The organism is Paractinoplanes deccanensis, from assembly GCF_016862115.1.
Taxonomy (GTDB): Bacteria; Actinomycetota; Actinomycetes; order Mycobacteriales; family Micromonosporaceae; genus Actinoplanes; species Actinoplanes deccanensis.
This window is the reverse complement of the sequence record NZ_BOMI01000037.1, coordinates 1-24,826: the sequence shown is the minus strand read 5'-3', so window position 1 is coordinate 24,826 and position 24,826 is coordinate 1. Positions and strand designations below refer to the sequence as shown.

Below are 24,826 nucleotides of genomic sequence, written 5' to 3'. Positions count from 1 at the left end.
ACTGTACGCGTGTTCACTACGCGCTAGCTTACTAACCACATGGTCAGTAAGACGGAGGTCCGTGCCATGAATGGTCACGCCGGAGCGCCCCAGCCCACCTGGGGACGCGTTCTGTCCCTTCTCTGGTTCCCGTTCTTCTTCGCCGCGGTGATGTCGCTGGTCTACGTGGCCGGCATCTCGCATCCGGAGCCGCGCGCGGTGCACCTCGGCGTCCTGCACGAGGCGCCGGCGGTGGTGCCGCACGGCGTCGAGATCGAGCAGGTCAGTGGCCTCGACGGGGTACGGGCGGACGAGCTCGCCGGGGTGTACGACTCGGCGACCGGCACGCTCTACGTGTCGTCGGCCGGCAGCGGCACGCGCGCCGACTACCTGACCGCTGTCCTGCACCCGGCGCACACCGTCGACCTCGTGCCGACGGCGAGCGGCGACGTCACGGGCGTGGGCCTGTTCTTCTACGGGCTGCCGCTGCTGCTCGTCGGCATGATCACGTCGTTCATGATGTTGCAGTTCGGCATGTGGCCGATGCGCCGCAAGATCGTCACGATCGCGGCGACAGGGGCCTTCACCAGCGTCTTCTCGTACGGGGTGGCGGTTTGGCGTGACGTGATCCCGGCCGACTGGCGGCTGCTGGTCTACGGGTTCCTGCTGACCCAGGCGATCGGGTGGATCACCACGGCGCTGCCCCGTTTCGTCAAGCAGTTCACCATGCCGGTGGCGATGACCTTAGTGCTGCTGCTCGGCCTGCCCACCGCGGGCGGCACGGTCAACGCCGACATGATGCCGGCCGTGCTGCGGTGGCTGCACAACGTGCTGCCGTTCGGCCAGTTCATCGAGGTGGCCCGGTCGAGCGCCTACTTCGGCGGCCACGGGCTGGCCCGGCCGCTCGGCATCCTGATCGGCTGGGTGGTGGTCGCGGCGGCGCTGCTCGCCTGGGCCGCGCGCCCGGTCAGGCGGCCGGCCGCGGTGGCCGAGGAGAAGCCCGGCCAGACGCTGCACGGCACGGTCCGCACCACGAGCGGCGTCCCGGTGGCCGGGGCGACCGTGCTCACCCTCGACGACGACGGCCGCGAGCTGGTGCGCACCACCACCGGCGCGGACGGCGCCTACCGCGCAGGCAACGTCCGCCCCGGCCTGCACCACCTGGTCGTCACGGCGGCGCACCACGAGCCCGAGATCGTCACGATCGGCGTGCACGAGCACCACGCCGGGTCGTCCCGCGACATCACCCTCATCGACTGGGACGACCCGGCGGGCACGCTCACCCCGCAGGAGGTCGACGAGCGCCGCAGCCTGGTCGGATAGCCGGCCTCGCTAGGTGGCGAGCGCCTCGGTCGGCGCCAGCCGGGCCGCCCTGATCGCGGGGTAGAGCCCGGCCGCCGCCCCGATCATCACGGTCGCCCCCACGCCACCGATCAGGGCCCACGGCGGTACGACCGTCGGCCAGGTCTGCGTCATCGCGTAGAAGCCCGTCACCACGTACCCGATGAACACGCCCACCGCCCCGCCCAGCAGCGACAACAGCAGCGACTCCGCCACGAACTGGGTGCGCACCTGGCCGCGGGTCGCGCCGAGCGAGCGGCGCAGGCCGATCTCCGCCCGGCGCTCCAGCACCGAGATCACCATGGTGTTGGCCACGCCGATGCCGCCGACCAGCAGCGCCACCGCGCCCAGGCCGAGCAGCAGGGCGGTGAACGCGTCGCTCGTCGCCCGCCGGGCGGCCAGCGCGTCGGACGGCTTCGAGACCTTCACCTCGCTCGGGTCCTCCGGGTTCGCCGTCTGCGCCAGCACCGCGCGCACCGCCTCGACCTGGGCGTCGATCGATCGCGTGTAGACGGTCGTCGGATGCCCGTCGAAGTCCAGGTACGTGCCGGCCGCGTCCCAGCCGACCAGCACCGACTGGTCGATCTCCGGGGCGAGCGGCACCGGCTCCAGCACGCCGACCACGGTCCACCAGCGGCCGTCCATCCAGACGGTCGGCGGGTTGCCGAGCCGGCGGGCGGCGGTCGAGCCGAGCACCACTGCCGGATAGTCGCCGGTCGCCGCGTTGAGCCACGTGCCGTCGGCCATCGAGCCGCCGATCGTGTCGAGCAGCGCCTGCTCGGCCGCCAGCACCGCGAGGCCGCTCGTCTCCCCGGCCGGGATCCGGTCGGTGCGGTAGACGGCCGTCTCGTTCACCGCGCCGGTCGCGGTCGCCGAGGTCACCGGGCCGATCCGGCGGATCATCGCCACCGACTCGTCCGGCAGGGTGGCGTTGTCGCCGAACATGGTCTGTCCCGGCGCGACGGTCAGCATGTTGGTGCCGAGCGCGGCGAGCTGCCGGTCGAGGTCGGCGCGGCTGGACGACGAGATGCCGACCACCGCGATCATCGCGGCGATGCCGATCGCGATGCCGAGCGCCGAGAGCACCGCCCGCAGCGGGCGCGCCCTCAGCCCGTACCCGCCGAGGCGGAGCAGGTCCGCCGGGTGCAATCTAGACGGCTTGAGGGACATCGCCGATCACCCGCCCGTCGCGCATCGGGACCTGGCGGGGCAGGCCGTCGGCGATCTCGTGGTCGTGGGTGATCACCATGATCGTGGTGCCGGAGGCGTGCAGCTCCCGCAGCAGCTCCACCACCCCCGCGCCGGAGACCGAGTCGAGGTTGCCGGTCGGCTCGTCGGCGAGCAGCACCGCGGGATCGCCCGCCACCGCCCGGGCGATGGCGACCCGCTGACGTTCCCCGCCGGAGAGCTCGTGCGGGCGATGCGTGAGCCGGTCGCCGAGACCCACCCGGACGAGGGCGGCCTCGGCGCGCCACTCCCGCTCCTTCTTCGGTACGCCGGCGTAGAGCAGCCCGTCCGCGACGTTGGTGATGGCGTCGCGCCCCGGCGCCAGATGGAACTGCTGGAACACGAAGCCGATCCGCCGGGCCCGCAGCGCGGACAGCTGCCGGTCCGACAGGGTCGCCACGTTGTGCCCGTCGATCCGGACCGTGCCGTGGGTGGGCCGGTCCAGCGTGCCGATCAGGTGCAGCATCGTCGACTTGCCCGAGCCGGACGGGCCGACGATCGCGACCAGCTCGCCGTACTCGACGGTCAGGTCGACCGAGCGCACCGCGGTGACCCCTCCCGGGTACGACTTGGTGACGCCGGACAGCTCGATCACCGGGCTCACGACGGGACCACCACCTTGGTCCCGGGCCGGAGGCCGCCGCCGGAGACCTCCACCTGGCCGTCGGCGAACAGGCCGGTCTTCACCGCGACGAGACGGGTGCCGCCGTTCTCGGCGATCTCGACGCCGTAGCCGCCCTCGGCGAGCGCGAGCAGCGCCGCCACCGGCACGGTCAGCACGTTCTCGCGCTGCGACGAGGTGAAGCCGACGGTGACCGCGGCCTCGTCGATGCCCTTCGGCACCTTGGCGAAGGAAACCGTCACCTCGATCATGGTGGTGTCCTCCTGGTCGCCCTGGCCCGGCTCGACCACCGTCTCGACGCCGGTGATCTTGCCGGTGGTCTCGCTGCCGTCCGGCAGGGTGACGTCGACCGTCGCGCCCTTGCGGGCCAGGCGCTGCGAGTCGACGTCGAGCGAGACCGTGGCGACCATCGTGGTGCCGGTGGTCTTCAGCACCGCCGTGCCCGGCTGGACCACCGCGCCCCGCTCCACGTCGTGCGAGTCGACGCGGACGGCCCCCGGGGCGTACTCGATCTGATCGGCACCCACCGTGCCGGTCTCGTCGCGGCCGAGGTCCTCCTGCCACTGTTCGACGGCGTCCGCGGTGGCACTCGTGTATTCGTCGTCCACTGTGAAGCCCCGGTAGCCGAGTGCCCACAGGTTCTTCTCGAACTGGAGCACGTCGGCACCCTCGACCCCCGGCTTCAGGGTCCGGTACGCGGGCAGCGTGCCGTACAGCAGGATCACCGGCTCGTCGTCGAGCCGGAGCAGCGGCTTGCCCCGCGTGACCGTCGTGTCGAGGGCGGCCAGCGCGGTCACCGTCCCCGAGCCGCGGGCGCTGATCGTCGAGGTGTCGCCGTGTCCCAGGGTGCCGTCGTGCGACTCGCTGTCCACCAAAGTCTTCTTGGTGACCTCGGCCGTCTCCAGCTGTTTCTCGGCGGCCGTGCCGTCCGTGCTCTCCGCCCGCGGCAGGTTGAAGATCGTGACCGCCGCGGCGACCGCGCCGGCCGTGAGCACGCCGGCGACCACGCCGGTGCTGCGCCTGCTCATGCCGGCCTCGCCTCCTCGACGCGATCCTGCGAGGCGCCGTCCGGCTGGTACTGCTGGCACTTCTCCTCCGCCTTGTCGAAGGTCGGGTCGCCGGGGCCGGTGCCGAGCTTCTTCGTGTCGAGGCGGATGCTGCCGTCGGGCTGCGGGTCGGGGAAGTTCGGCACCCCGTTCTCCCGCATGCACTTGGCCATCTGCCGGGCCGCCTCGAGCATCTCGGGGTCGGGTGCGGGCCGCTCGCCGCCGTTGGGCGCGAACTCCTTGCACGCCTCCTGCGCCTTCTCGAGCTTCTTCGGGTCGAAGCCCTTCGGCGTCTTGATCGTGCTGCGCCCGCCCGGCTGCGGGTCCGGCCACCAGGTGATGCCCTCCTTGCGCATGCACTGCGCGAACTTCAGCGCCGCCTCCTCGTCCGGTTTGTCCGGCGCGCCGGCGCTGGCCGTGGGTGTCGCCCCGCCCGACTGGGCGCTCGCCACCTGGGGGCCGCCGTCGGCGGCCTGGCCACATCCCGCCGTCGCCAGCGCCAGCATGAGGCAGAGGGCCGTCGCTCTTGCCGTTCTCATCGGCTTGCTCCTTTCGTCGCTGGGTCGAAGTAGAGCGAGCGGCGGGTTTCCCGGCCGTCACGAAAAAACGTGACGCCCAGGTGACGCCGTGGCGCGGGAGGATGGACCCATGCGGATCCTGGTGGTCGAGGACGAGCCGCTGCTCGCCGACGCGGTGGCGCAGGGCCTGCGGCAGGACACCCACGCGGTCGACGTGGTCTACGACGGCGCCGCCGCCCTCGAACGGGTCGGCGTCAACGACTACGACGTGGTGGTGCTCGACCGCGACCTGCCGGTGGTGCACGGCGACGACGTGTGCCGAGCGCTGGTCGAGCGCGACGGCGAGACGCGGGTGCTGATGCTGACGGCCGCGGCCGGGGTCGACGACCGGGTCACCGGGCTGTCCCTCGGCGCCGACGACTACCTGCCCAAGCCGTTCGCGCTGCGCGAGCTCTCCGCCCGCGTCATCGCGCTGGGGCGCCGCGCGCGGCCGGCCGCCCCGCCGGTCCTGCGCCGGGCCGGCATCAGCCTCGACCCGCACCGGCGCGAGGTGCACCGCGACGGCCGCTACGTGCCGCTGTCGCGCAAGGAGTTCGCGGTGCTGGCCGAGCTGCTGCGCGCCGACGGCACGGCGGTGTCGGCCGAGACCCTGCTCGAAAAGGCGTGGGACGAGAACGCGGACCCGTTCACCCACGCCGTCCGCATGACGATCCTGAAGCTGCGGCGCAAGCTCGGCGATCCGCCCGTCGTGCTGACCGAGCCGGGAGTGGGGTACAGGATCCCATGAGGCTCACCGTCCGCGGCCGGTTGACCCTCGTGTACGGAGGGCTGTTCGTCCTCGCCGGGCTGGTGCTGCTCGGCGTCACCTACGTGTTGGTGTCGCAGCGTCTGCCCGGTGTGGTGGCCACGAAGTTCTCCACCGAGACGCCGCCGCCCGGCGCCGCGGCCGACCGGCTCGAGGTGCAGCAGATCGTCCAGGGCACCCGCGAGGGCGCCCTGCAAACCATGATCACCCAGGGTGCGATCGCGCTGGTGGTGGTCAGCGCGGCAGCGATCGCGCTCGGCTGGCTGGTCGCCGGCCGCATGCTCCAGCCCCTGCACGAGATCACCGCGACCGCCCGGCGCATCGCCGACGCGCCCGACGCCGACAAAGGCCTGCACGAGCGCATCGCGATGACCGGCCCGCAGGACGAGATCAAGCAGCTCGCCGACACCTTCGACATCATGCTGGCCCGGCTCGACCACTCCTTCGACGGGCAGCGCCGCTTCATCGCCAGCGCCTCCCACGAGCTGCGCACCCCGCTGACGCTCAACCGCACCCTGCTGGAGGTCGCGCTCTCCCAGGACGAGGCCTCCGAACAGGTGCGCCAGCTCGGCAGCACCCTGCTGGCGATCAACGACCGGCACGGCCGGCTGATCGACGGCCTGCTGCTGCTCGCGCAGTCCGACCGGCCGATCGCCGAGCGCTCCTACGTGGACCTCGCCGACATCGTCGACCACGTCGCCGTCTCGGACACGGTCAAGGTGGTCACCGATTGCCACGAGGCCACGGTCGCCGGCGACCCCGTCCTGCTGGAACGCCTGGTGCAAAACCTGGTGGAGAACGGCGAACGGCACAACATCCCGGACAACGGCTGGGTGCGGGTGCGCACCGGCACCCGCCTGGACGGCTGGGTGGTGCTCGAGGTCAGCAACTCCGGCCCGGTGATTCCCCGCTACGAGGTGCCCGGCCTGTTCGAGCCCTTCCACCGCTACCGCACCGAGCGCCTGCACGCGCCGGGTGCGGGGCTCGGCCTGTCGATCGTGCGGGCGGTGGCCCGGGCCCACGGCGGCGAGGCGCGCGCCGACGCCCGCGACGAGGGCGGGCTGGTCGTCACGGTGACTCTGCCGCGGGCCCTTTGAGCTGCTCGTAGAGCTCCGCGGCGCGCCGGCCGTGCGCCCGGCCCAGCCCGGCGTGGGCGCGGGCCATCAGCTCGCGGGCGCCGATCTCCTCGGCGATCACCAGGGCCGCGCCGTGGTGGGCGAGCGCCTCGGCGGGGTTCTCGGCGGCCTCGCCCAGGCCGTTGAGCGCCGCCGCCTCCCCGTCGCGGTAGCCGGTCTCGCGAAAGATGGCCAGCGCCTGCCCGTGGTGCGCCGCGGCCCGGTCGCCACGGCCGAGCCGCGTCTCGAGCACGCCGAGCGCGTAGAGGACGCTGGCCTCACCCGTACGGTCGGCCAGCTCCTTCTGGAAGAGCGCGAGCGCCTCGAACAGGTGGTCGCCGGCCGAGTCGTGGCGGCCCACCTCCGTCTCGGCCTCGCCGAGGCTCTTGAGCGAGCTCGCCTCGCCCATCCGGTCGCCGTTCTCGCGGCAGAGGGCGAGCGCCCGCGCGAAGTGCCCGGCCGCCTTGTCGTGCTCGCCGAGCGTGTGCGCGATGTAGCCGACCCGGCCCCACGCGCGGCCCTCGCCGAGCCGGTCGCCCGCCTCCGTGTAGAGCCGCAGCGCCTGCTCGAACTGCTCGGCCGCGTCCCGGTAGTCGCCGAGCTGGGTCACGACGTTGCCCAGGTTGAGCCGGGCCCGCGCCTGTCCGACCGCGTTGCCCGTACGGCGGAAGATCTCCACCGCCCGCCGATGGCTGTCCGCCGCCGCCCCGCCCTGGCCCAGCCGCCACAGCGCGGTGCCCAGGTCGGTCAGCGCGTGCCCCTGCGCCGCCAGGTCGCCGCTGCTCAGGGCGGCGCTGTGCGCCAGACCGTGCACGGTGACGGCGTCGTGGTTGTGACCGCCGTTGAGATAGCGGAACAGGATGCGGGCGAGCCCGGTCGCGTGCCCCGGCCACCCCTCGGTGGCCATGTGCGCGATGACCGCCACGAGGGTGGCCCGCTCGGCGTCCAGCCACTGCCGCGCGTCGGTGGCGGCGCCCAACTCCGGGAGGGCGACGCCGGTCACCGAGACCTGCGGCCGCCGGTGCGCCTCCACCGGGTGCAGCACGTCCATCGCCGCGGTCGCGGCCGCGAGGTAGTAGTCGAAGAGCCGGGTCAGCGCGGCGCGGCGCTCGCTGGGGCTCTCCTCGTCGCGCCCCTTCTCGGCCGCGTAGGCGCGCACCAGGTCGTGGAACGTGTACCGCCCGGCCGCGGCCCGGGACAGCAGATGGTCGTCGCAGAGACGATCGAGCCGCCCCGGTACGCCGTGCGGCTGCTCGCCGGCGAGCGCCGCCACGGCGTACCCGTCGAGGTCCTGACCCGGGTGCAGGGCCGCCAGGCGCAGCAGGCGCCGCTGCCCGGCGGGCAGATGGCGGTACGACAGATCGAACGCGAGCTCGACACCACCCTCGAGCCGGCGCCGCTCGTCCAGCCGGTCCGCGTGATCGGCGAGCGTCCAGCCCGGCGTGCCGCGGATGTGCCCGGCGACCAGGCCCAGCGCGAGCGGTAGGTGACCGCAGCGCCGGGCGATCCGCTCGACCGCCTCCGCGTCGCCCGCCGAGCCGGTCCGCGCGAGAAAGGCGGCCGCCTCGTCCGCGCCGAACACGTCCACGGTCACCGTGTCCAGCCCGTCGAGGCTGTGCCGGCTCGTGATCAGCGTCAGGCACCCCGGCGCGTCCGTCAGCAGGGGCCGCACCTGCCGTACGTCGGCCGCGTTGTCCAGAAGCACGAGCGTGCGCGTCCCGTCGAGCCGCTCCCGCAAGGCGGCGGTGCGATCGGCCAGCTGATGCGGCACCCGCCGCGCGGGCACCCCGAGCTGCCGCAGCAGCGCCCCCAGCACGGCGGCCGGGTCGGCGGGCGGCTGCCCCGGGTCGGGATGGAAGCCGCGCAGGTTGACGAAGAGCACCCGTTCGAAGGCCCCCCGCGCCAGCAGCAGATGCCCGGCGCGGACGGCGAGCTGCGTCTTGCCGACCCCCGCCATCCCCTTGATCGCCAGATGCCCGTGCCCCATGCCGGTGATCAGATCGAGCTCGCGGTCCCGCCCGGTGAACTCGGCGAGATCGGGCGGCAGCCGGTCCTGCACGCTGACCCGCGCGGCCGCCTCGGCCTCCCCGCCGACGACCCGCAGCGCCTGCCGCCACCGCGCCACGTAGTCCGGCTCCGGGTGCAACGCCCCCACGATCGCGAGCACCAGCTCGGTGTCCAGCCGCCGCCTGCCGAGCCGGAAGCAGTCGGCGACCGTCGACTTGCGCGCCCAGCCACCCACCCGCTCGGTGATCGCCTCGAACGAGGGGTCACCGGCCCACCCCTTGAGCTCGCGCAGCAGCCCCACCAGCTCATCGAGCCCACGAGCCACCCCAGGATCGGGCGGCGCCGTGGAGAAGGCCATATCTGACCCTATCGATAGCCGAAACCACCCGGCGCACCAGCTGGTGCCCGGCACATCACAAGGCGCGCCCGGCAGGATTCGAACCTGCGACCGATGGATTAGAAGTCCATTGCTCTATCCGCTGAGCTACGAGCGCGTGGGCCAACAGCCTATCTTGCCGACTGTGACGCGGGGGCACCCAGCCGTCCCCTCATAACCACCCGGAACGTCTATGCCGGCCGGGCCGGTCGGTCCCCCCGTTCCGGCTCTCCGACACCGATTCGAAACGCTCGCCCTTTGTGCCCGGCTCGCCATTCAGCGCCGTCCTACCTGGTGGCGTCCTCCGGGGCCGGGGGTACCTCGATCTCCGGGGTGCCGACCGGGGGCAGGTACGCGTCGACCCAGCGGCCGAGCTCGCGGAAGAGCTCGACGCGCACCTCCTTGCCGGAGAGAGTCAGGTCGTGCATGCCGCCGTCGAAGCGGGCGATGGAGACGCGCGGGCCGAGGCGGGGCGCCCAGCGCACGATGTGCTCGACGTCGAGCACGGAATCGGTGATGCGCAGGTCGTCGTGCCAGGCGCGGCCGCGGAAGGACCGCGTCGAGCAGGCCACGAAGACCGGGGCGTCGATCGACAGGCCGGCGCGCAGGCGGCGCTGACCGCGGCGGATGGCCTCCAGCCAGCCCGTGGTCACGGGGAAGCCGAGCACCGGTTTCCAGGCCAGGTCGTAGCTCCATTCGCCCTGGTGGTCGGCGTGCAGGCTCTGCCCGTACAGGCCCAGGTTGGCCATCGGGATCTTGCGGTACGGGGAACGCCGCGAGACGCCGATCGCGGCCGCCATGATCGGGCGTTTCACCAGCCACGGCACGTTGAAGTCGAAGAACGGGCTGTTCAGGAAGAGGCCGTCGACAATGCCTTGACCCTGGCGCGAATGGGACCACAACGACGTGATGAGCCCGCCGGTGGAATGGCCGGCGACCAGCAACTGATCGTGCCCGTCGTCCTCGCGGATGATGCGGGCCGCCTCGTCCAGCTCCGGGTAGTAATCGGTGAGGCTGCGGGCGAAGTTGGGCGTCTGGTGGGGGAGCAGGCTGCGGCCGTACTTGCGCAGGTCGAGCGCGTAGAAATCCCAGCCCTGCTCGACGAAGAAATCGGCGAGATGGGTCTGGAAGAAATAGTCCACGAAACCGTGCACGTAGAGCACGGCGCGCTTGTGCGGCGTTTCGGCGCGCCGGCGCACCAGCGTGGCGACGACCACGCCCTCGTCGTCGGTGCCCAGGTCGATCGTGTGCCGCTCGTAGGGCGGCCCGAGAACGTCGATCTCCACGCGCCCAGGCTACCCACTGGTACCGGGCAGCGCGCGATATCAGATCGCCCCGCTCCGCGCTCGTTTTCCACAGGACGTCCCGTCGTCCACAGGCCGCCAGTCAAGATCCCTTTCCGGTACGCCGAGCGCACCAGACTGCCCGCCAAACGTCACCAACAGGAGGGCACACAGTGTTCGACACCAACCTCGTCGTCGTGGGCAACGTCCTCGTCGCGCCGGAGTGGCGCCGCGTCCCCAGCAGCGGCAACCTGGTCGCCAGCTTCCGCATGGCGTCCACGGCGCGGCGCTACGACCGGGAGACCAACACCTGGGTCGACGGCCGCAGCCTGCGCATCCGGGTGTCCGCCTGGCGCCGGCTCGCCGAGGGCGTCGCCTCGTCGATCGCCGTCGGCGACCCGGTCATCGTCTACGGGCGCGTCTTCACCCGTGACTGGCAGGACGACCAAGGCAACAAGCGCATCTCGTGGGAGATGGAGGCCGAGGCGATCGGCCACGACCTCGCCCGCGGCCGGGCGCGGTTCTTCCGTCAAAAGGCGCTGCCGGGCGCCGCCGCGATCGAGGAGGCCGAGGCCGAGCTCGGCGCGGAGCCGTCGATCACGCTGACACCCGAGGAGGCCCCGATCGGGTACGGGGAGGGCCTGCCCGACAACCCGGCGTTCCTGGAGCCGCCCGTCTTCGCGGAGCCGCCCGCCTTCGCCGAGCTGGCGCCCGCCCAGCTCCCGCCCGCCGAGCTGGCGCCTGCCGAGCTGGCGCCTGCCGAGCTCCGGCCGGCTGAGGTTCCGCCGGCGCAGCTTTCGCCGGTCGGGGCTGCTGAGCCTCCGCCGGTCGAGGCCGAGGCCGGGGCTGCTGGGCGCTCGACCGCCGAGCTGTCGGCTGTGCCGGAGCCCGCCGCGGAGGGGGCCGACGACGAGATCACGCTCGAGGTCGAGCGGATCGAGGCGGCGCCGCCCGCCACGACGGCCCGCCGGGGCCGGCGCGCCTCGGCCAAGCGGGCGCCCATCGCCGCCTGACCCGGCCGACAGCGGGTTGACCGGGCCGATCGCGGCTTGGTCCGGTCGCGCGCGGCCTGTTCCGGTCGCGCGCGGCTTGGCCCGGTCGCGTGGCCTGGTCCGGTCGCTCGTGGCCTGGTCCGGTCGCTCGTGAGCTGATGTGTGGAGCCTGGCCGGCAACGGTGCGGGCCGGGCTCCCTCGTCCGCGGCGTGCGGGTCGGTCCTGCGGCGCGCGCGCCGTCAGGGCTGCCCGGTGCCGTGTCCATTGCGGAGCGGCCTCGTGATGGGCCGACCGGACGGGGGAGGGCTCCCCCGAACGGGGTGGGCCGATCGTGCCGACTGAACGGCCCGCCCGGCCGACCTGCCCGGTTGGTCCTCGGGTGGGCCGGACCGGCAGACTGGGGCCGTGCTGTTGAAGGAGATCCGCGCGATCGCGGGCGAGACACTAGTCCTCGCGCCGCACGACCAGGACGCCGAGACCGCCAACACCAGCTGGTTCGGCGCCCCGCCGCACGAGCGCCTGGGCATGACGGCGGACGAGGTGGTGGCCGCCTTCGAGGAGACGGCCGAGCTGCTGAGGGACCAGGTCGTGACCCTGGGACACGACGGGCCGGCGACGTTCTACGTGTGGCACGACCCGCAGGCGGGGCAGCTGCGCTGCTCGACCCGTTCCTGCGGACACGACCAGTTGCCGTTCGAGACCGGTTACCGCACGACGGGCGACCTCCAGCCGATCGTCGTCGAGTTTCTGGAGGACAGGGCCCCCGGCGCCATCGCCTGGGGCCAGTTGGACCCGGTGCCGTTCCCGGACGACCCGGTGATCGACGACGCCGAGATCGTGGTCTGGGTCTGTGACCTGAGCCACTCCACTGCCGGCCGCGTGGACCGAGACGCGACCCCGGCGTGAGCAACGGCAAGGCGGACGCGGCCGGGCTGATCGCCGGTTTTCTGCTCGACGCCGCGTTCGGAGATCCACGACGGCTCCACCCGGTGGCCGGGTTCGGCACGGCCGCCGGGGCGCTCGAACGGCGGCTCTACGCTCCCACGCGCCGCCGCGGGGCCGTCTTCACCGCCGTGGCGGTCGGGGTGCCGGCCGCCGTGGGGCTGGGCGCGGCCGTTGCCACTCGGCGGCTGCCGGTGGCGCGCGCCGCGCTGATGGCCGCGGCCACCTGGACCGTGCTCGGCGGGCGCACGCTTCGGCGCGAGTCGCGTGTCATGGCGCGATATCTCGACCGGGACGACATCGAGCAGGCCCGTGGCCGGCTCAATCACCTCTGCGGGCGCGATCCCGCCCAGCTCGACGCGCCCGAGCTGGCCCGCGCCACCGTCGAGTCGGTGGCCGAGAACACGTCCGACGCCGTCGTGGCACCGCTGTTCTGGGGTGGCGTTCTGGGGCTTCCGGGGCTGCTCGGCTATCGCGCCGCCAACACGCTCGACGCGATGGTGGGGCACCGATCGGCCCGTTATGCCCGCTTCGGCACGGCTTCGGCGCGGCTCGACGACGCGCTCAACCTGCTGCCGTCGCGGCTGACCGGGCTGCTGACGATCGCCCTCGCGCCGGTCGCGGGCGGTTCGCCCCGGGAGACGCTGCGGGTATGGCGGCGCGACCGGGACGACCATCCCTCCCCGAACGCCGGGCAGTGCGAATCCGCCATGGCCGGCGCTCTCGGCGTACGGCTTGGTGGGCGTAATGTCTATTTTGGCCGAAGTGAGACCAGGCCGTTCCTCGGCGACGGGCCCAAGCCCCGTGCCGTTCACCTGCGCCGCGCCGCGCGCGTGTCCGGCGCGGTCGGCGTCGGCGCGGCCGTGATCGCAGCCGGCTTGAGCCTCGCCAAAGGACGGGCCGGCGCGAGCGTGGCCAGGGGAAGAGCCGGCGCGAGCGTGGCCATGGGAAGAGCCGACGCGAGCGTGGCCAGGGGAAGAGCCGACGCGAGCCTGGCCCGGGGAAGGGAGCGGGCGTGAGCGGCCTCCTTGTCGCCGGCACCACCTCCGACGCCGGCAAGAGCGTGCTCACCGCCGGCATCTGCCGCTGGCTGCATCGTCGCGGCGTCAAGGTGGCGCCGTTCAAGGCGCAGAACATGTCGAACAACTCGGTCGTCGTGGTGGGCCCGGACGGCCGCGGCGGCGAGATCGGCCGCGCGCAGGCCATGCAGGCCGCCGCCTGCGGCATCGAGCCCGATCTGCGCTTCAACCCCGTGCTGCTCAAGCCCGGCAGCGACGTGTCGAGCCAGGTCGTCCTGCTCGGCGAGGCGATCGACACCGTCACCGCCGGCAACTACCGATCCATGAAGCCGCGCCTGGCCGAGGTCGCGCACGCCGCCCTTGCCGAGTTGCGGGCGGAGTACGACGCCGTGATCTGCGAGGGCGCCGGCAGCCCCGCCGAGATCAACCTGCGCGACGGCGACTTCGTCAACATGGGGCTGGCGCGCCGGGCCGGCCTGCCCGCGATCGTCGTCGGCGACATCGACCGGGGCGGGGTCTTCGCCGCGCTCTTCGGCACCCTCGCGCTGCTCGACCCCGCCGACCAGGCGCTCGTCGCGGGCTTTGTGATCAACAAGTTCCGCGGTGACCTCGGGATCCTGCGGCCGGGGCTCGACATGATCACGGCGGCGACCGGGCGGCCGGTGCACGGCGTTCTCCCGTTCCACCTCGACGTCTGGCTCGACGGCGAGGACTCGCTCGCCTACGGGCGGGTGCTCGGCCGGCCCGCCGCGCCGCGCGGCACGGAGTGGCTTCGCGTGGCGGTCGTACGCCTGCCGCGCGTCTCCAACGCGACCGACGCCGAGGCGCTCGCCGCCGAGCCGGGCGTGCGCGTACGGATGACGATCGAACCCGCCGAGATCGCCGACGCCGACCTGGTCGTCCTGCCCGGCTCCAAGGCGACCGTGAGTGACCTCGCCTGGCTGCGCGAGACCGGCCTCGCCGACGCCGTGACCGCGCACGCCGCCGCCGGCAAGCCGCTGCTCGGCATCTGCGGCGGCTTCCAGATGCTCTCCCGCACGATCCACGACGAGGTCGAGAGCCGCCGCGGCACCGTGCCCGGCCTGGGCCTGCTGCCCGTCGACATCACCTTCGGCGCGCGCAAGACGCTGGCCCGCTCGGCCGGCGTCGCCTTCGACGCCCCGGTCACCGGCTACGAGATCCACCACGGTGTCGTGTCGTCGGGCACACCTCGGCCCCTTCTGCGGTACGCCGACGGCCGCCCCGAGGGCGCCGTGGCCGGGCACGTGTTCGGCACCCACTGGCACGGCGCCTTCGAGTCCGACGAGTTCCGCCGCCGGTTCCTCACCGAGGCGGCGCGCCTCGCCGGCCGGCACGGCTTCGTGGTCGCGCCGGACACCCGGTTCGCCGCCCTGCGTGAGCGCTCGCTGGACGTCCTCGCCGACCTGGTGGAGGAGCATCTGGACACGGCGGCGCTGTGGCGGCTGATCGAGCAGGGGCCGCCCGCCGGACTTTCCTTCGTTCCGCCAGGTGCGCCGGGTTGCACTTCGGAAGTACCTTGAGCCCTGGCGTGTTCAACCCGGAGCGCAGGACGGGGTGGGATCGATGACGACCGACGAGGAGAACCGTCCGGTACGCCGGCGGGTCACCCTGACCGGCATCAGCTCGCGGGCCTGGGAGCACCCGGCCGACCGCGGCGCGCTGACCGCCCTGCGCGAGCTGCGCGGCTTCGACGACGTGGTCAAGGCCTTCTTCGGCATGTGGAACGAGCGCGGTTTCCGCCTCCAGTTCCTGGCCGGCGCCATCCGCGTCGACCACCGGCAGTACCCCCGCGTCTACCAGCGCTTCACCGAGGCCGCGCAGACCCTCGACGTGGTCGAGCTCCCGGAGCTCTACGTGTCGCAGGACCCGATCATCAACGGCTCGGCGATCGGGCTCGACAAGCCGTTCATCGTGGTCACCACGGGAGCCGTGGAGCGGCTCGACGACGACGAGCTGCGGGCGATGCTGGGTCACGAGATCGGCCACGTGCGCAGCGGTCACGCCGTCTACAAGACGATCATGATGATCCTCACCCGCTGGGCGGCGAGCCTGAGCTGGCTGCCGGTCGGCGCGATCGCGCTCCGGGCGATCATCGCCGCGATGTTCGAGTGGTGGCGCAAGGCCGAGCTCTCCGCCGACCGCGCCGGGCTGCTCGCCGGTCAGGACCCGGCGGCGTCGCTGCGCCTGCTCATGAAGCTGGCCGGCGGCGGCGACCTGTCCCAGATCGACACGGCCGCCTTCCTCGAGCAGGCCGCCGAGTACGAGAGCGGCGGCGACCTGCGCGACAGCATCCACAAGCTGGGCATGACCGCGTGGAGCACCCACCCGGTGCCGGTCGCCCGCGCCGCCGAGCTGCGCAAGTGGATCGACTCGGGTGCCTACGCCCAGATTCTGGGCGGCGACTACCCGCGCCGCGACTCCGACGGCGACGCGTCGGTCTCCGACGACGTGAAGGCCGCCGCGCAGTCATATCGCGACACCTTCAACAACTCCCAGGACCCGCTGGTCGGCCTGCTGCGCAAGCTCGGCGACGGCGCCGGCGACCTGGCCGGCTCCGCCGTGCGCGGCGCCCGCAGCTGGGCGGACAACGCCTCCCGGCGCGGCCGCGGCAACGGCGACGACGCCTGACCTCGTGTCACACGCCGGGCCCGCCGCGGGCTCGCGGCGACGCCTGACTTTCCGTCACACCCCGGGCCTAGGATCGGGGTCATGAGTTTGAGTGAAACCGATCTGCGCGCGGCGATCGCGCGGGAGCTGCCCGGGGTCCGTGCCGACCTGGAGCGGCTGATCCGCATTCCCGGCATCGCCTTCGAGGGCTTCGACCACTCCCACGTGGAGCGGTCGGCCGAGGCCGTCGCCGAGCTGCTGCGCGGCGTGGGCCTCGACACGCAGATCGTGCGCCACGGCGGCCAGCCCGCCGTGATCGGCCGCAAGGCGGCGCCGGCCGGGGCCCCGACCGTGCTGCTCTACGCCCACCACGACGTGCAGCCGGTCGGCGACCTCACCAAGTGGACGAGCGACCCGTTCGAGCCGCAGGAGCGCGACGGCCGGCTCTACGGCCGCGGCGCCGCCGACGACAAGGCCGGCGTGATGGCCCACGTCGCCGCACTGCGCGCCTTCGGCGACCAGCTCCCGGTCGGCGTGGTCGTCTTCGTCGAGGGTGAGGAGGAATACGGCTCCGACTCGCTCGACGCGATCATCCAGGCCCACCTCGACGAGCTGCGCTCCGACGTCATCGTCATCGCCGACTCCGGCAACTGGGACATCGGCGAGCCGGCTCTCACCACCTCGCTGCGCGGCCTGGTCAACCTGTTCGCCGAGGTCAAGGTGCTGCGCAGCGCCGTGCACAGCGGCATGTACGGCGGGGCCGTGCCCGACGCGCTGATCACCCTTTCGCGGCTGATCTCGACCCTGCACGACGAGCACGGCGAGGTCGCCGTCGACGGCTTGGTGGGCCGCGAGGGCGCGCCGGTCGACTACCCCGAGGACCGTTTCCGTCACGAGGCCGGCACGCTCGACGGCGTTCAGCTGATCGGCAAGGGCACCATCACCGACCGGCTCTGGACCAAGCCGGCGATCTCCGTCCTCGGCATCGACGCGCCCCGCACGCTCGAGGCGGCCAACGCCCTCCAGCCGACGGCCAAGGCCAAGATCGGCGTACGGCTGGCGCCCGGCGACGACCCCGAGTCGGCGTACGCGGCGGTCAAGGCCCACCTCGAGAAGCACGTGCCGTGGGGCGCCCAGGTCGAGGTGACCCTCGAGAGCCTCGGCTCGCCCTGCGTGATCGACGCGACCGGCCCGGCGTACGAGGCGGCCCGCGCGGCCTTCACCGCGGCCTGGGACGGCACGTCGCCGGTCGACATCGGCGTGGGCGGGTCGATCCCGTTCATCGCCACCTTCCAGGAGCTGTTCCCGCAGGCCGCGGTCCTCGTCACCGGCGTCGAGGACCCCTACGCGGGAGCGCACGGCCCCGACGAGAGCCTCCACCTCGGCGAGTTCGAGCGCGTCTGCGTCGCCGAGGCCCTGCTGCTCAAGAACGTGGCGGACACCTTGTCGAAGTAGAGGAGCGGCCGATGGCCGAGCTGACGTGTGACGTGCTGGTGGCGGGCGCCGGTCCGACCGGGCTGATGCTCGCCAACTGGCTGGTCAAACTCGGGGTCGACGTGATCGTCGCCGACGGCAAGGAGGGGCCCACCCGCGAGTCGCGGGCCCTCGTCGTCCAGGCGCGCAGCCTCGAGATCTACGACCAGCTCGGCCTCGGTGACTTGGTGCTGCACGCGGCGCATCGTGCGGACGCGCTGGCGCCCGGCTTCGACGACCGGGCGTTCGGGCGCATCCCGATCGGCCCGCTCGGCGGCGACCTGACGCCGTTCCCGTACATCGAGATCCTCGAGCAGAGCCGCAACGAGGAGATCCTCTACGAAAATCTGCACAAGCTCGGCGGCGAGGTCCGCTGGGAGACGCCGGTGACGGCGGTGACCCAGACCGACGAGGGCGTGGTGGCCAAGGTCGGCAACGACACCGTGCGGGCGCGCTTCTGCGTCGGCTGCGACGGCGCCAACTCGATCGTCCGCAAGGCCCGCCGCATCCCGTTCGAGGGCGTCACCAACCCGCACCGGTTCTTCGTCCTCGACGCGGCGGCGACCGGCGGCCTGGTCGAAAACGCGATAAACGTACGCCCCGGCAGCTCCGACTTCCTGCTCGGCTTCCCGATGCGCGGCCTCGGCAACTGGCGGCTCATCGGCCTGGTCCGCGACGACGACGGCGACGGCCGGCTCACCGAGGAGGACGTGCGCCCCCGCATCCGCCGCTTCGCGGTGACGTACGGCGAGGCGCGCTGGTTCGCGACGTACAAGGTGCACCACCGGGTCGCGGCGGCCTTCCGCGACGGTCCGTTCTTCCTCGCCGGCGACGCGGCCCACGTCCATTCGCCGGTCGGCGGCCAGGGCATGAACACGGGCCTTCAGGACGCCCACAACCTCGCGTTCAAGCTGGCCGACGTCGTGCGCGGCCGGCGCCGCGACGCCTGGCTCGACCGGTACGAGGCCGAGCGCCGCCCGGTCGCGAAGACGCTGGTGGCGACGACCGACCGGCTCTTCGGGATGGTCACCTCCCAGCGCCCGGCGACCCGATTGCTGCGCCGGCTCGCCGCGCCGTTGCTCGCGCCGGTGGGCGTGCGGTTGCTGCCGCGCGCCTCGGGCGGATCCCGCCTGTTCCAATACGTGTCCCAGATCCGCATCCACTACTGGATGACCGCCGGCGCCCAGGCGGCGTCGAACGGCCGGCGCGATCCGGTGGTCGGCCGCCGGCTGCCCTGGACGGGCGGCAACTTCGACGTGCTGCGCGAGGCGACATGGCAGATCCACGCGTACGGGGGAGTGGCCGCCGCCGACCTCCCGGACCTCGGCCTGCCCGTGCACGTCTTCGCCGAGGCGCCACAGACCGGCCTCACGCCGGGACGGCTCTACCTCGTACGCCCCGACGGTTTCGTGGCCGCCGAAGCTGCTCCGAGTGACGCCACGAACACGTTCCCGCCCCTGCTCACGGGCTGACAGGAGCCCGTCGTCACAAAGAGTGAACTGGTGCGGGAGGCGCCTGCGTCCTGTTAGGATTAGAACATGCGTTCGAACAAAGTGCCTGCCTCGCTTGCCCCGGTGGTGCGGCCGATGCCGATCGGGCCGCGCAACACCATCGACCGCCTCCGCTCCCGCGAGCGGATCGAGTCCCTCGCCCGGCTGCGCGCCGCGGTCCTCGCCATGGACTCGGTCGACGTCGCCGACTGGGACGACTCCGCCCTCACCGACCACCTGGAGGAGCTCTCGGCCACCCTGGTCGCGATCGACGCCCAGGTGACCCGCGTCGCCGACCAGGTCCGCGCCCGCGGCTTCCGCATCTCCGAGCCCCGAGCCGCCTGAGCGGCCGGTGGGCCGGCTGCCGCGCCGCCCTCGCCCGGAGCGGCGCTCGCCGCCCTCGCCAGGTCCGCGCCCGCGGCCTCCGCATCTCCGAGCCCTGAGCCGCCTGAGCGGCCGGTCGGCTGGCTATCGCGCAGCACTCACCCGGTGCGGCGCTCGCCGCCCTCACCCGTCGTTACCCACCATCCGCCGTCATTTGCCGCCCACCCGCCCGTCCGGTTCGCTCGGCATTCGCCGCCCGCGCGCCCATCCCGTTTTACTCGTTATCTCCGCCGCCCGCCTCGTCTCGGTTCGCTCGGCATCCGCCGCCCGCGCCCATCTCATTTCGCTCGTCATCCGCTGCCTGCGCCCGTCCCGTTTCGCTCGGCATCCGCCGCCCGATCGCCGCCCATTCGCATGTTTACGCCCGACTGGGCATTTTTGCCGCTTTTGTTGCTCGTTCGCCGCCCGCTGTTCCCTGCTGCCTACGCCATTCCGCCGCCGCTCCGACCGGCGGCCGCCGGACGCCGCTTGCTCTCGCGTCCTGCCGCCATTTGCTGGCCGCCCCCCGCCGCGCCACCCTCTGCCGCGCCACCCTCTGCCGCGCCACCCTCTGCCCGTCGCGTCCGTCATCGCCACCCGCCGTCCGCGTCATCCGTCGTTTGCCGTCGTCGCCTTCCGTTGGTGGCGTCGGGCGGTTGCCGGTCGGCGGGGCCGAAAATGTCAGGGGGTGCTGCCAGGATGAGGTTTGTGCGATTCCTCGACCTGGCGGCGACCTCGGCGGCCGTCGCCGCTACCTCCGGGCGCAAGGCCAAGATCGAGCTGCTGGCCGACGCGCTCCGCCGGCTCGATCCCGGTGAGATCGCGGCCGGCTCCGCCTTCCTCGCCGGTGAGCTGCGGCAGCGGCAGACCGGCGTCGGCTATGCGAGCCTTCGCGACCGGCCGCCGCCCGCGACCGAGCCGAGCCTCACCGTCGCGGGGGTCGACGCCGCGGTCGCCGAGATCTCCGTGGTGGCCGGCGCCGGCTCACAGGCCAGGCGGCGCGAGTTGCTGGGTGCCCTCTTCGCCGCCGCCACCGACGAGGAGCAGCGGCTGCTGATCGGGCTGTTCGGGGGCGAGCTGCGCCAGGGCGCCCAGGCCGGCCTGCTCGCCGACGCGATCGCCAAGGCCGCCGAGGTCCCGCTCACCGCGGTCCGCCGGGCGCTGCTGCTCTCCGGTGACCTCAAACAGGTCGCCGTCGCCGCGCTCACCGGCGGCGCCGCCGCCCTCGCCGAGATCCACCTGCGGGTCGGCACCCCGCTGACCCCGATGCTCGCCCAGGCCGCCCCCGACGTCGGCGCCGCCCTGCTCGCCACCGGCACCCCCGCGACCGTCGACGTGAAGCTCGACGGCATCCGCATCCAGGTCCACCGCTCCGGCGACGACGTGGCCGTCTTCACCCGCAGCCTCGACGACATCACCTCGCGCATGCCCGAGGTCGTCGCCGCCGTCCGCAAGCTCCCGCTGCGCGAGGCCGTTCTCGACGGCGAGGCCATGACCCTCGACGAGACCGGCCGCCCCCGCCCGTTCCAAGAGACGTCCAGCCGCGCCGCGACCCGCGGTGCCCGCGCCGCCGGCCGCGGCAAGGCGGCCGAGTCGGCTCCCGCCCCGGCACCGCTCGCGCTGACCCCCTACTTCTTCGACCTGCTCCATCTCGACGGCGCCGACCTGCTCGACGAGCCCGGCCGGGTGCGGTGGGCGGCCCTCGCCGACGCGCTGCCGGCCGAGCTGATCGTCGGGCGCACCACGGCCGAGACCGAGGAGGAGGCGGCAGCGGCCTTCGCGGCGGCGCTGGCCGCCGGCCAGGAGGGCGTGGTCGTCAAGGCCGCCGAGGCCCCCTACGACGTCGGCCGCCGCGGCAACGCCTGGGTCAAGGTCAAGCCACGGCACACCCTCGACCTCGTGGTCCTCGCCGCCGAGTGGGGCCACGGCCGCCGCCGCGGCTGGCTCTCCAACCTCCACCTGGGCGCCCTCGACCCGCGCACCGGCGAGTTCGTCATGCTCGGCAAGACGTTCAAGGGCCTCACCGACGAGCTCCTGCGCTGGCAGACCGAGCGCTTCAAGCAACTCCAGATCGACGACAACGGCTGGGCGGTCCGAGTCCGCCCCGTCCAGGTCGTCGAGATCGCCTTCGACGGCGTCCAGACCTCCCCGCGCTACCCGGGCGGCGTGGCCCTGCGCTTCGCCCGGGTCCTCCGCTACCGCGACGACAAGCCCGCCACCGAGGCCGACACCATCGACACAGTCCGAGCCATAGGCGGCTACCCACCGCCATAAGCCACCCACCGCCGCAGATCCTCCATCGCGTTGGGCCGTCCATCGCGTTGGGCCGTCCATCGCGTTGGGCCGTCCATCGCGTTGGGCCGTCCATCGCGTTAGGCCACCCACCGTATTGGGCCGCCCACGGCACCGGCTCACCCGACGCACCATGTCGCCCCGCCGCAACGACGTGCGTGGTCGGTTAACTCTGTCCGGAACGCTAGGCATCGCCACAGTCGCTACGTGCCGTAGTTGGAGGCCTTCGAGCGCCCCGGGGGTGACGTTAAGGCGAGCGCGCTCCCGCTTGGTCCCGCCGCACAGGGATGACGTCACCTCTGGGCAGCGCTACCCGGGCGTTGCACCCTTGGCAGCGCCCGCGCCCGCCGGCGCAGCCAGACAGCGTCAGCGGCCGGTGTCCTTCGGCGAGTCGCTCGCGGCGGCTCGGGCTGCCCGCTCGCGGTCGTATTCCTCGACGCGATCACCCGAGGAAGCCCGGGCGGCGGCCTTCCTCCGGTCGTATTCCTCCACGCGGTCTCCGCTGGCGGCCTTGCGGCGGTCGTACTCTTCCACGCGGTCTCCGCCGGCGGCCTTGCGGCGGTCGTACTCCTCGACGCGGTCGCCGGAGCGGGACTTCTTGCGGTCGGCCTCCGCGACGCGGTCGCCGGCGTGGGTGGCCGGGACGGGCTCGCGGGTGGTGCCGGGGGTGGCCGGCTTCGACTCGCCGCGGGCTTCCTTGCGGGCGTAGTAGCCGTACGCGAAAAGGGCCATCACCGCGAACAGCCACCACTGGACCGCGTAGCCGCCGTTCTGCCAGGCGTCCTCGTGGCCGATCGGGATGCGGGTGAAAGCGGCGTCGTTCGCCGGGGTCTGCTCCGTCAGGAGCAGGTAGGCGCCGTAGACCGGATACGGCAGCTCCTGCGCGAGCTTCGGCACGGTGATCCGGCGGGTGTCCAGGCGGCCGTTGCGCTGCTCGATCGGGGCCGGTCGGCTTTCCGACAAGTGGACCTGGCCGACGACGGTCACCGTGCCCGTCGGTGCGGGCGGGACCGTGGGGGCCGCCAGCGCCCCGCCGTCCGGCGCGGGGATCCAGCCGCGGTCGACCAGGACCGCCGTCCCGTCGTTCAGGATCAGCGGGGTGACGATCTCGTAGCCCACGTCGCCGTCGACCGTGCGGCCGCGCGCCTGGATCTCGTGAGCCGGGTCGTAGCGGCCGCTGACCGTGACCTTTGTCCAGGCCAGCTGCTTGCCGGGGGCCTCGCCGGGCGTGCCCGCGGCGGTCGGCCGGGCCAGCACCGAGGTCATCGGAACGGCCTGTACGGAGTCAGCGGCGTCGATGCGGTCGTTGGTCGCGCTGCGCTCCTGGTACCGGTGCAGCTGCCAGTTGCCGAGCATCACCATCACCGCCGCGGCTGCCAGAGCGAACGCGGCAGCGGCCAGCCAGCGCGGCCTCAGCAGGAAGCGGTACACGTCCCGAGGCTACCCGTCGGCAGGATGTCGCCTGCCTGGGCCGGGTACTGTCCCACTTCTGTAGTCGACAACAGGCGATATTCCGTTCGGGAGAGTCATAGATGAGCGCCCAGCCCCGACTGGTCGTGAGCGCGCCCGCGTCCGGGCACGGCAAGACCGCCATCGCGGTCGGCCTGCTCGCGGCCGCCGCGGCGCGTGGCATCCCGGCGGCCGGGTTCAAGGTCGGCCCGGATCACACCGACGCCGCGTACCTCGGACTCGCGGCCGGCCGGCCCGGCCGCAACCTCGACCCCCGGCTGGTCGGGGCGCAGCGTATCGCCCCGCTGTTCCTGCATGGTGCCGGCAGCGCGCAACTCTCCGTGATCGAGGGCGCGATGGGCCTGTTCGACTCGCTCACCGGTCAGCCGGAGGTCGACGGCACCGCCGCGGTCGCCGCCGCCCTGCGCGCCCCGGTCGTGCTCGTCGTCGACGTCGCCGCCATGGGTCACTCGCTCGCCGCGCTCGTGCACGGCTTCCGCATGTTCGACGAGATGGTGCACCTGGGCGGGGTGATCCTCAACCGGGTCGCGTCGCCCCGGCACGAGCAGATGCTGCGCACCGCGCTCGACGACATCGGCATGCCGGTCCTCGGGGCGCTGCGCCGCGGTGACCTGCCCAACGTTCTGCCGGCGCGCGCGCACGGCCCGGTGCCGGTCGCGCACCGCACGGTCGAGGCGTCCCGCGCGGTGCGGCGGCTCGGCGAGGCGGTCGCCGGCGGCCTCGATCTGGAACGGCTCATGGCGCTCGCCGCGTCGGCCCCGGCCCTGCCCGGACCGGTCTGGACGCCCGCGGACGTCGTCGGCGGCGAGGTCTTCGACCAGCGCCCGGTGGTCGCGCTCGCGGGCGGCCCCGGCGCCCCGTACACCTATGTCGAGACGGCCGAGCTCCTGACGGCCGCGGGTGCCGAGGTCGCCGTGGTCGATCCGCTGCGTGACGAGTCGCTCCCGGCGGGCACGCGCGCGCTGATCGTGGGGGCAGGGCTTCCCGAGGGGTACGCGGAGGAGCTGTCGGCCAATCGCCGGCTCTGCAACGCGGTCGCCCAGTTCGCGCACGACGGATGGCCGGTCGTGGCGGAGGGCGTGGCCCTGCCGTGGCTCGGACGGGACTTCGACGGCCGCCCGATGTGCGGGGTCTTCGACGCGTCGGCGGTCACCGGCGAGCAGACGATCGCCGGCTACCGCGAGGCCACCGCGCCCATCACGTCGTCGCTCGCCCCCGCAGGAGCCCGCATCACCGGCTACAAGCAACACCGGGCGATCGTGACCCCGCGCGCCGGCACGGTCCCGGCGTGGACCTGGTCCGGCGGCAACCCGGAGGGCTTCGTCTGGCGCCAGGTGCACGCCTCCCAGCTGGGCCTGCACTGGGCGGCCGCCCCCGAGATCGCCAAGCGCATCGTCTCGGCCGCGATCGCCGGGCCCGCCCCGATGGCGCCCCCGTCCCGCCCGCCGATGCCGCCGCAGGCTCCACCGATGCCCCCGCACGCCCAGCCGATGCCGCCGGTGCAGCCCATGTCCCCGGTGCAGCCCGCGCCCGCGGCTCAGACCGCGCCTTCAGCCCAGCCTGTGCCCGCCGCGCAGGCCGAGCCCGCTATGCATGCCCTGCCGTTGGCCCAGCCGACGTCCCGGGCCAACCCGTTGTCTCAGGCGCACCCGATGTCCGAGACCCACCCGATGTCCCAGGCCAACCCGATGTCCGAGACCCAGCCGATGTCACAGGCCAACCCGATGCCGCCGGCCCAGCACACGCCGCCGCAGCCGGTGGGCGCCCATTCGGCACCGGCCCCGGCGCTGCCCGCCGAGTCGATGCCAGGCCAGCCAACGCCAGGCCAGCCAACGTC

Annotated in this window: 19 protein-coding genes, 1 tRNA gene and 1 pseudogene; 13 read left to right on the top strand and 8 right to left on the bottom strand. The window is 73.3% G+C overall.

Going from position 1 to position 24,826, the window contains the following annotated elements:
* The first annotated feature begins 66 nt into the window (after positions 1-66).
* The gene (locus tag Ade02nite_RS11165; protein ID WP_203761514.1) at positions 67-1,302 is read left to right on the top strand and encodes a carboxypeptidase regulatory-like domain-containing protein; all 1,236 of its coding nucleotides are present in this window, start codon (positions 67-69) and stop codon (positions 1,300-1,302) included.
* 9 nt (positions 1,303-1,311) lie between these two features.
* Here Ade02nite_RS11165 and Ade02nite_RS11160 read toward each other — a convergent pair whose 3' ends face one another.
* Genes Ade02nite_RS11160 through Ade02nite_RS11145 form a run of 4 tightly spaced genes read right to left on the bottom strand, consistent with a single transcriptional unit; the run spans position 1,312 to position 4,754 of the window.
* Positions 1,312-2,490 carry an ABC transporter permease gene (locus Ade02nite_RS11160; RefSeq protein WP_203761513.1) on the bottom strand — a complete coding sequence of 393 codons (1,179 nt, stop codon included), beginning with the start codon at positions 2,488-2,490 and terminating at the stop codon, positions 1,312-1,314.
* Entirely contained in the window at positions 2,471-3,142 is a 672-nt protein-coding gene (locus tag Ade02nite_RS11155) for an ABC transporter ATP-binding protein (protein ID WP_203761670.1), read from the bottom strand. Before Ade02nite_RS11155 ends, Ade02nite_RS11160 begins: the two co-directional genes overlap by 20 nt.
* A 5-nt stretch (positions 3,143-3,147) precedes the next feature.
* Entirely contained in the window at positions 3,148-4,197 is a 1,050-nt protein-coding gene (locus Ade02nite_RS11150) for an efflux RND transporter periplasmic adaptor subunit (protein ID WP_203761512.1), read from the bottom strand.
* Complete coding sequence (locus tag Ade02nite_RS11145) at positions 4,194-4,754, bottom strand: hypothetical protein (protein WP_203761511.1); 561 nt, start codon at positions 4,752-4,754, stop codon at positions 4,194-4,196. Before Ade02nite_RS11145 ends, Ade02nite_RS11150 begins: the two co-directional genes overlap by 4 nt.
* A 109-nt stretch (positions 4,755-4,863) precedes the next feature.
* Between Ade02nite_RS11145 and Ade02nite_RS11140 the strand changes: the two genes are divergently transcribed.
* The gene (locus Ade02nite_RS11140; protein WP_203761510.1) at positions 4,864-5,520 is read left to right on the top strand and encodes a response regulator transcription factor; all 657 of its coding nucleotides are present in this window, start codon (positions 4,864-4,866) and stop codon (positions 5,518-5,520) included.
* A complete protein-coding gene (locus tag Ade02nite_RS11135) occupies positions 5,517-6,635 on the top strand; it encodes a sensor histidine kinase (RefSeq protein ID WP_203761509.1) in 1,119 nt (372 codons plus the stop codon). The genes Ade02nite_RS11140 and Ade02nite_RS11135 overlap by 4 nt, the downstream gene beginning before the upstream one ends.
* On the opposite strand, the gene Ade02nite_RS11130 is transcribed toward Ade02nite_RS11135, so the two are convergent.
* The 3 genes from Ade02nite_RS11130 to Ade02nite_RS11120 form a co-directional block, all read right to left on the bottom strand.
* Entirely contained in the window at positions 6,607-9,018 is a 2,412-nt protein-coding gene (locus tag Ade02nite_RS11130) for an ATP-binding protein (RefSeq protein ID WP_203761508.1), read from the bottom strand. The two genes, Ade02nite_RS11135 and Ade02nite_RS11130, sit on opposite strands and share 29 nt — an antisense overlap.
* A 63-nt stretch (positions 9,019-9,081) precedes the next feature.
* Positions 9,082-9,154: transfer RNA gene (locus Ade02nite_RS11125), tRNA-Arg, on the bottom strand.
* Positions 9,155-9,323: 169 nt separating this feature from the next.
* Complete coding sequence (locus Ade02nite_RS11120) at positions 9,324-10,322, bottom strand: alpha/beta hydrolase (protein ID WP_203761507.1); 999 nt, start codon at positions 10,320-10,322, stop codon at positions 9,324-9,326.
* Positions 10,323-10,492: 170 nt separating this feature from the next.
* On the opposite strand from Ade02nite_RS11120, the gene Ade02nite_RS11115 reads away from it, so the two are divergent.
* The 9 genes from Ade02nite_RS11115 (at position 10,493) to Ade02nite_RS11075 (ending at position 21,501) form a co-directional block, all read left to right on the top strand.
* Positions 10,493-11,332 (top strand): single-stranded DNA-binding protein, encoded by an 840-nt coding sequence (locus Ade02nite_RS11115; protein WP_203761506.1) that lies wholly within the window; start codon positions 10,493-10,495, stop codon positions 11,330-11,332.
* 385 nt (positions 11,333-11,717) lie between these two features.
* Positions 11,718-12,218: a hypothetical protein gene (locus tag Ade02nite_RS11110; protein ID WP_203761505.1), complete on the top strand. Its 501-nt coding sequence runs from the start codon at positions 11,718-11,720 to the stop codon at positions 12,216-12,218.
* Positions 12,215-13,273 (top strand): cobalamin biosynthesis protein, encoded by a 1,059-nt coding sequence (locus Ade02nite_RS11105; protein WP_203761504.1) that lies wholly within the window; start codon positions 12,215-12,217, stop codon positions 13,271-13,273. Before Ade02nite_RS11110 ends, Ade02nite_RS11105 begins: the two co-directional genes overlap by 4 nt.
* Positions 13,270-14,814 carry a cobyric acid synthase gene (locus Ade02nite_RS11100; RefSeq protein WP_203761503.1) on the top strand — a complete coding sequence of 515 codons (1,545 nt, stop codon included), beginning with the start codon at positions 13,270-13,272 and terminating at the stop codon, positions 14,812-14,814. Before Ade02nite_RS11105 ends, Ade02nite_RS11100 begins: the two co-directional genes overlap by 4 nt.
* 43 nt (positions 14,815-14,857) lie before the next feature.
* Complete coding sequence (locus Ade02nite_RS11095; protein ID WP_203761502.1) at positions 14,858-15,922, top strand: M48 family metallopeptidase; 1,065 nt, start codon at positions 14,858-14,860, stop codon at positions 15,920-15,922.
* A gap of 87 nt (positions 15,923-16,009) precedes the next feature.
* Positions 16,010-17,356, top strand: a complete 1,347-nt coding sequence (locus Ade02nite_RS11090; RefSeq protein ID WP_203761669.1) for a dipeptidase — start codon at positions 16,010-16,012, stop codon at positions 17,354-17,356.
* 11 nt (positions 17,357-17,367) lie between these two features.
* A complete protein-coding gene (locus Ade02nite_RS11085; RefSeq protein ID WP_203761501.1) occupies positions 17,368-18,846 on the top strand; it encodes an FAD-dependent monooxygenase in 1,479 nt (492 codons plus the stop codon).
* Between the two features lie 66 nt (positions 18,847-18,912).
* Positions 18,913-19,209: a hypothetical protein gene (locus Ade02nite_RS11080; protein WP_239168705.1), complete on the top strand. Its 297-nt coding sequence runs from the start codon at positions 18,913-18,915 to the stop codon at positions 19,207-19,209.
* A gap of 717 nt (positions 19,210-19,926) precedes the next feature.
* A complete protein-coding gene (locus Ade02nite_RS11075) occupies positions 19,927-21,501 on the top strand; it encodes an ATP-dependent DNA ligase (protein WP_239168681.1) in 1,575 nt (524 codons plus the stop codon).
* Positions 21,502-22,128: 627 nt separating this feature from the next.
* On the opposite strand, the pseudogene Ade02nite_RS11070 reads toward Ade02nite_RS11075, so the two are convergent.
* Positions 22,129-22,950, bottom strand: a pseudogene (locus Ade02nite_RS11070) (SURF1 family cytochrome oxidase biogenesis protein); the annotation flags it as partial.
* Positions 22,951-23,051: 101 nt separating this feature from the next.
* Here Ade02nite_RS11070 and Ade02nite_RS11065 point away from each other — a divergent pair.
* The coding region (locus tag Ade02nite_RS11065) for a cobyrinic acid a,c-diamide synthase CobB (protein ID WP_239168680.1) at positions 23,052-24,826 on the top strand (1,775 nt) is incomplete at its 3' end.

Excerpts from the sequence above, each read along its gene's own strand:
- Ade02nite_RS11085 (WP_203761501.1), top strand. The coding sequence starts at position 17,368 with ATGGCCGAGCTGACGTGTGACGTGCTGGTGGCGGGCGCCGGTCCGACC.
- Ade02nite_RS11165 (WP_203761514.1), top strand. The coding sequence starts at position 67 with ATGAATGGTCACGCCGGAGCGCCCCAGCCCACCTGGGGACGCGTTCTG.
- Ade02nite_RS11145 (WP_203761511.1), bottom strand. The coding sequence starts at position 4,754 with ATGAGAACGGCAAGAGCGACGGCCCTCTGCCTCATGCTGGCGCTGGCG.
- Ade02nite_RS11150 (WP_203761512.1), bottom strand. The coding sequence starts at position 4,197 with ATGAGCAGGCGCAGCACCGGCGTGGTCGCCGGCGTGCTCACGGCCGGC.
- Ade02nite_RS11095 (WP_203761502.1), top strand. The coding sequence starts at position 14,858 with ATGACGACCGACGAGGAGAACCGTCCGGTACGCCGGCGGGTCACCCTG.
- Ade02nite_RS11135 (WP_203761509.1), top strand. The coding sequence starts at position 5,517 with ATGAGGCTCACCGTCCGCGGCCGGTTGACCCTCGTGTACGGAGGGCTG.
- Ade02nite_RS11130 (WP_203761508.1), bottom strand. The coding sequence starts at position 9,018 with ATGGCCTTCTCCACGGCGCCGCCCGATCCTGGGGTGGCTCGTGGGCTC.
- Ade02nite_RS11075 (WP_239168681.1), top strand. The coding sequence starts at position 19,927 with ATGAGGTTTGTGCGATTCCTCGACCTGGCGGCGACCTCGGCGGCCGTC.
- Ade02nite_RS11080 (WP_239168705.1), top strand. The coding sequence starts at position 18,913 with ATGCGTTCGAACAAAGTGCCTGCCTCGCTTGCCCCGGTGGTGCGGCCG.
- Ade02nite_RS11160 (WP_203761513.1), bottom strand. The coding sequence starts at position 2,490 with ATGTCCCTCAAGCCGTCTAGATTGCACCCGGCGGACCTGCTCCGCCTC.
- Ade02nite_RS11140 (WP_203761510.1), top strand. The coding sequence starts at position 4,864 with ATGCGGATCCTGGTGGTCGAGGACGAGCCGCTGCTCGCCGACGCGGTG.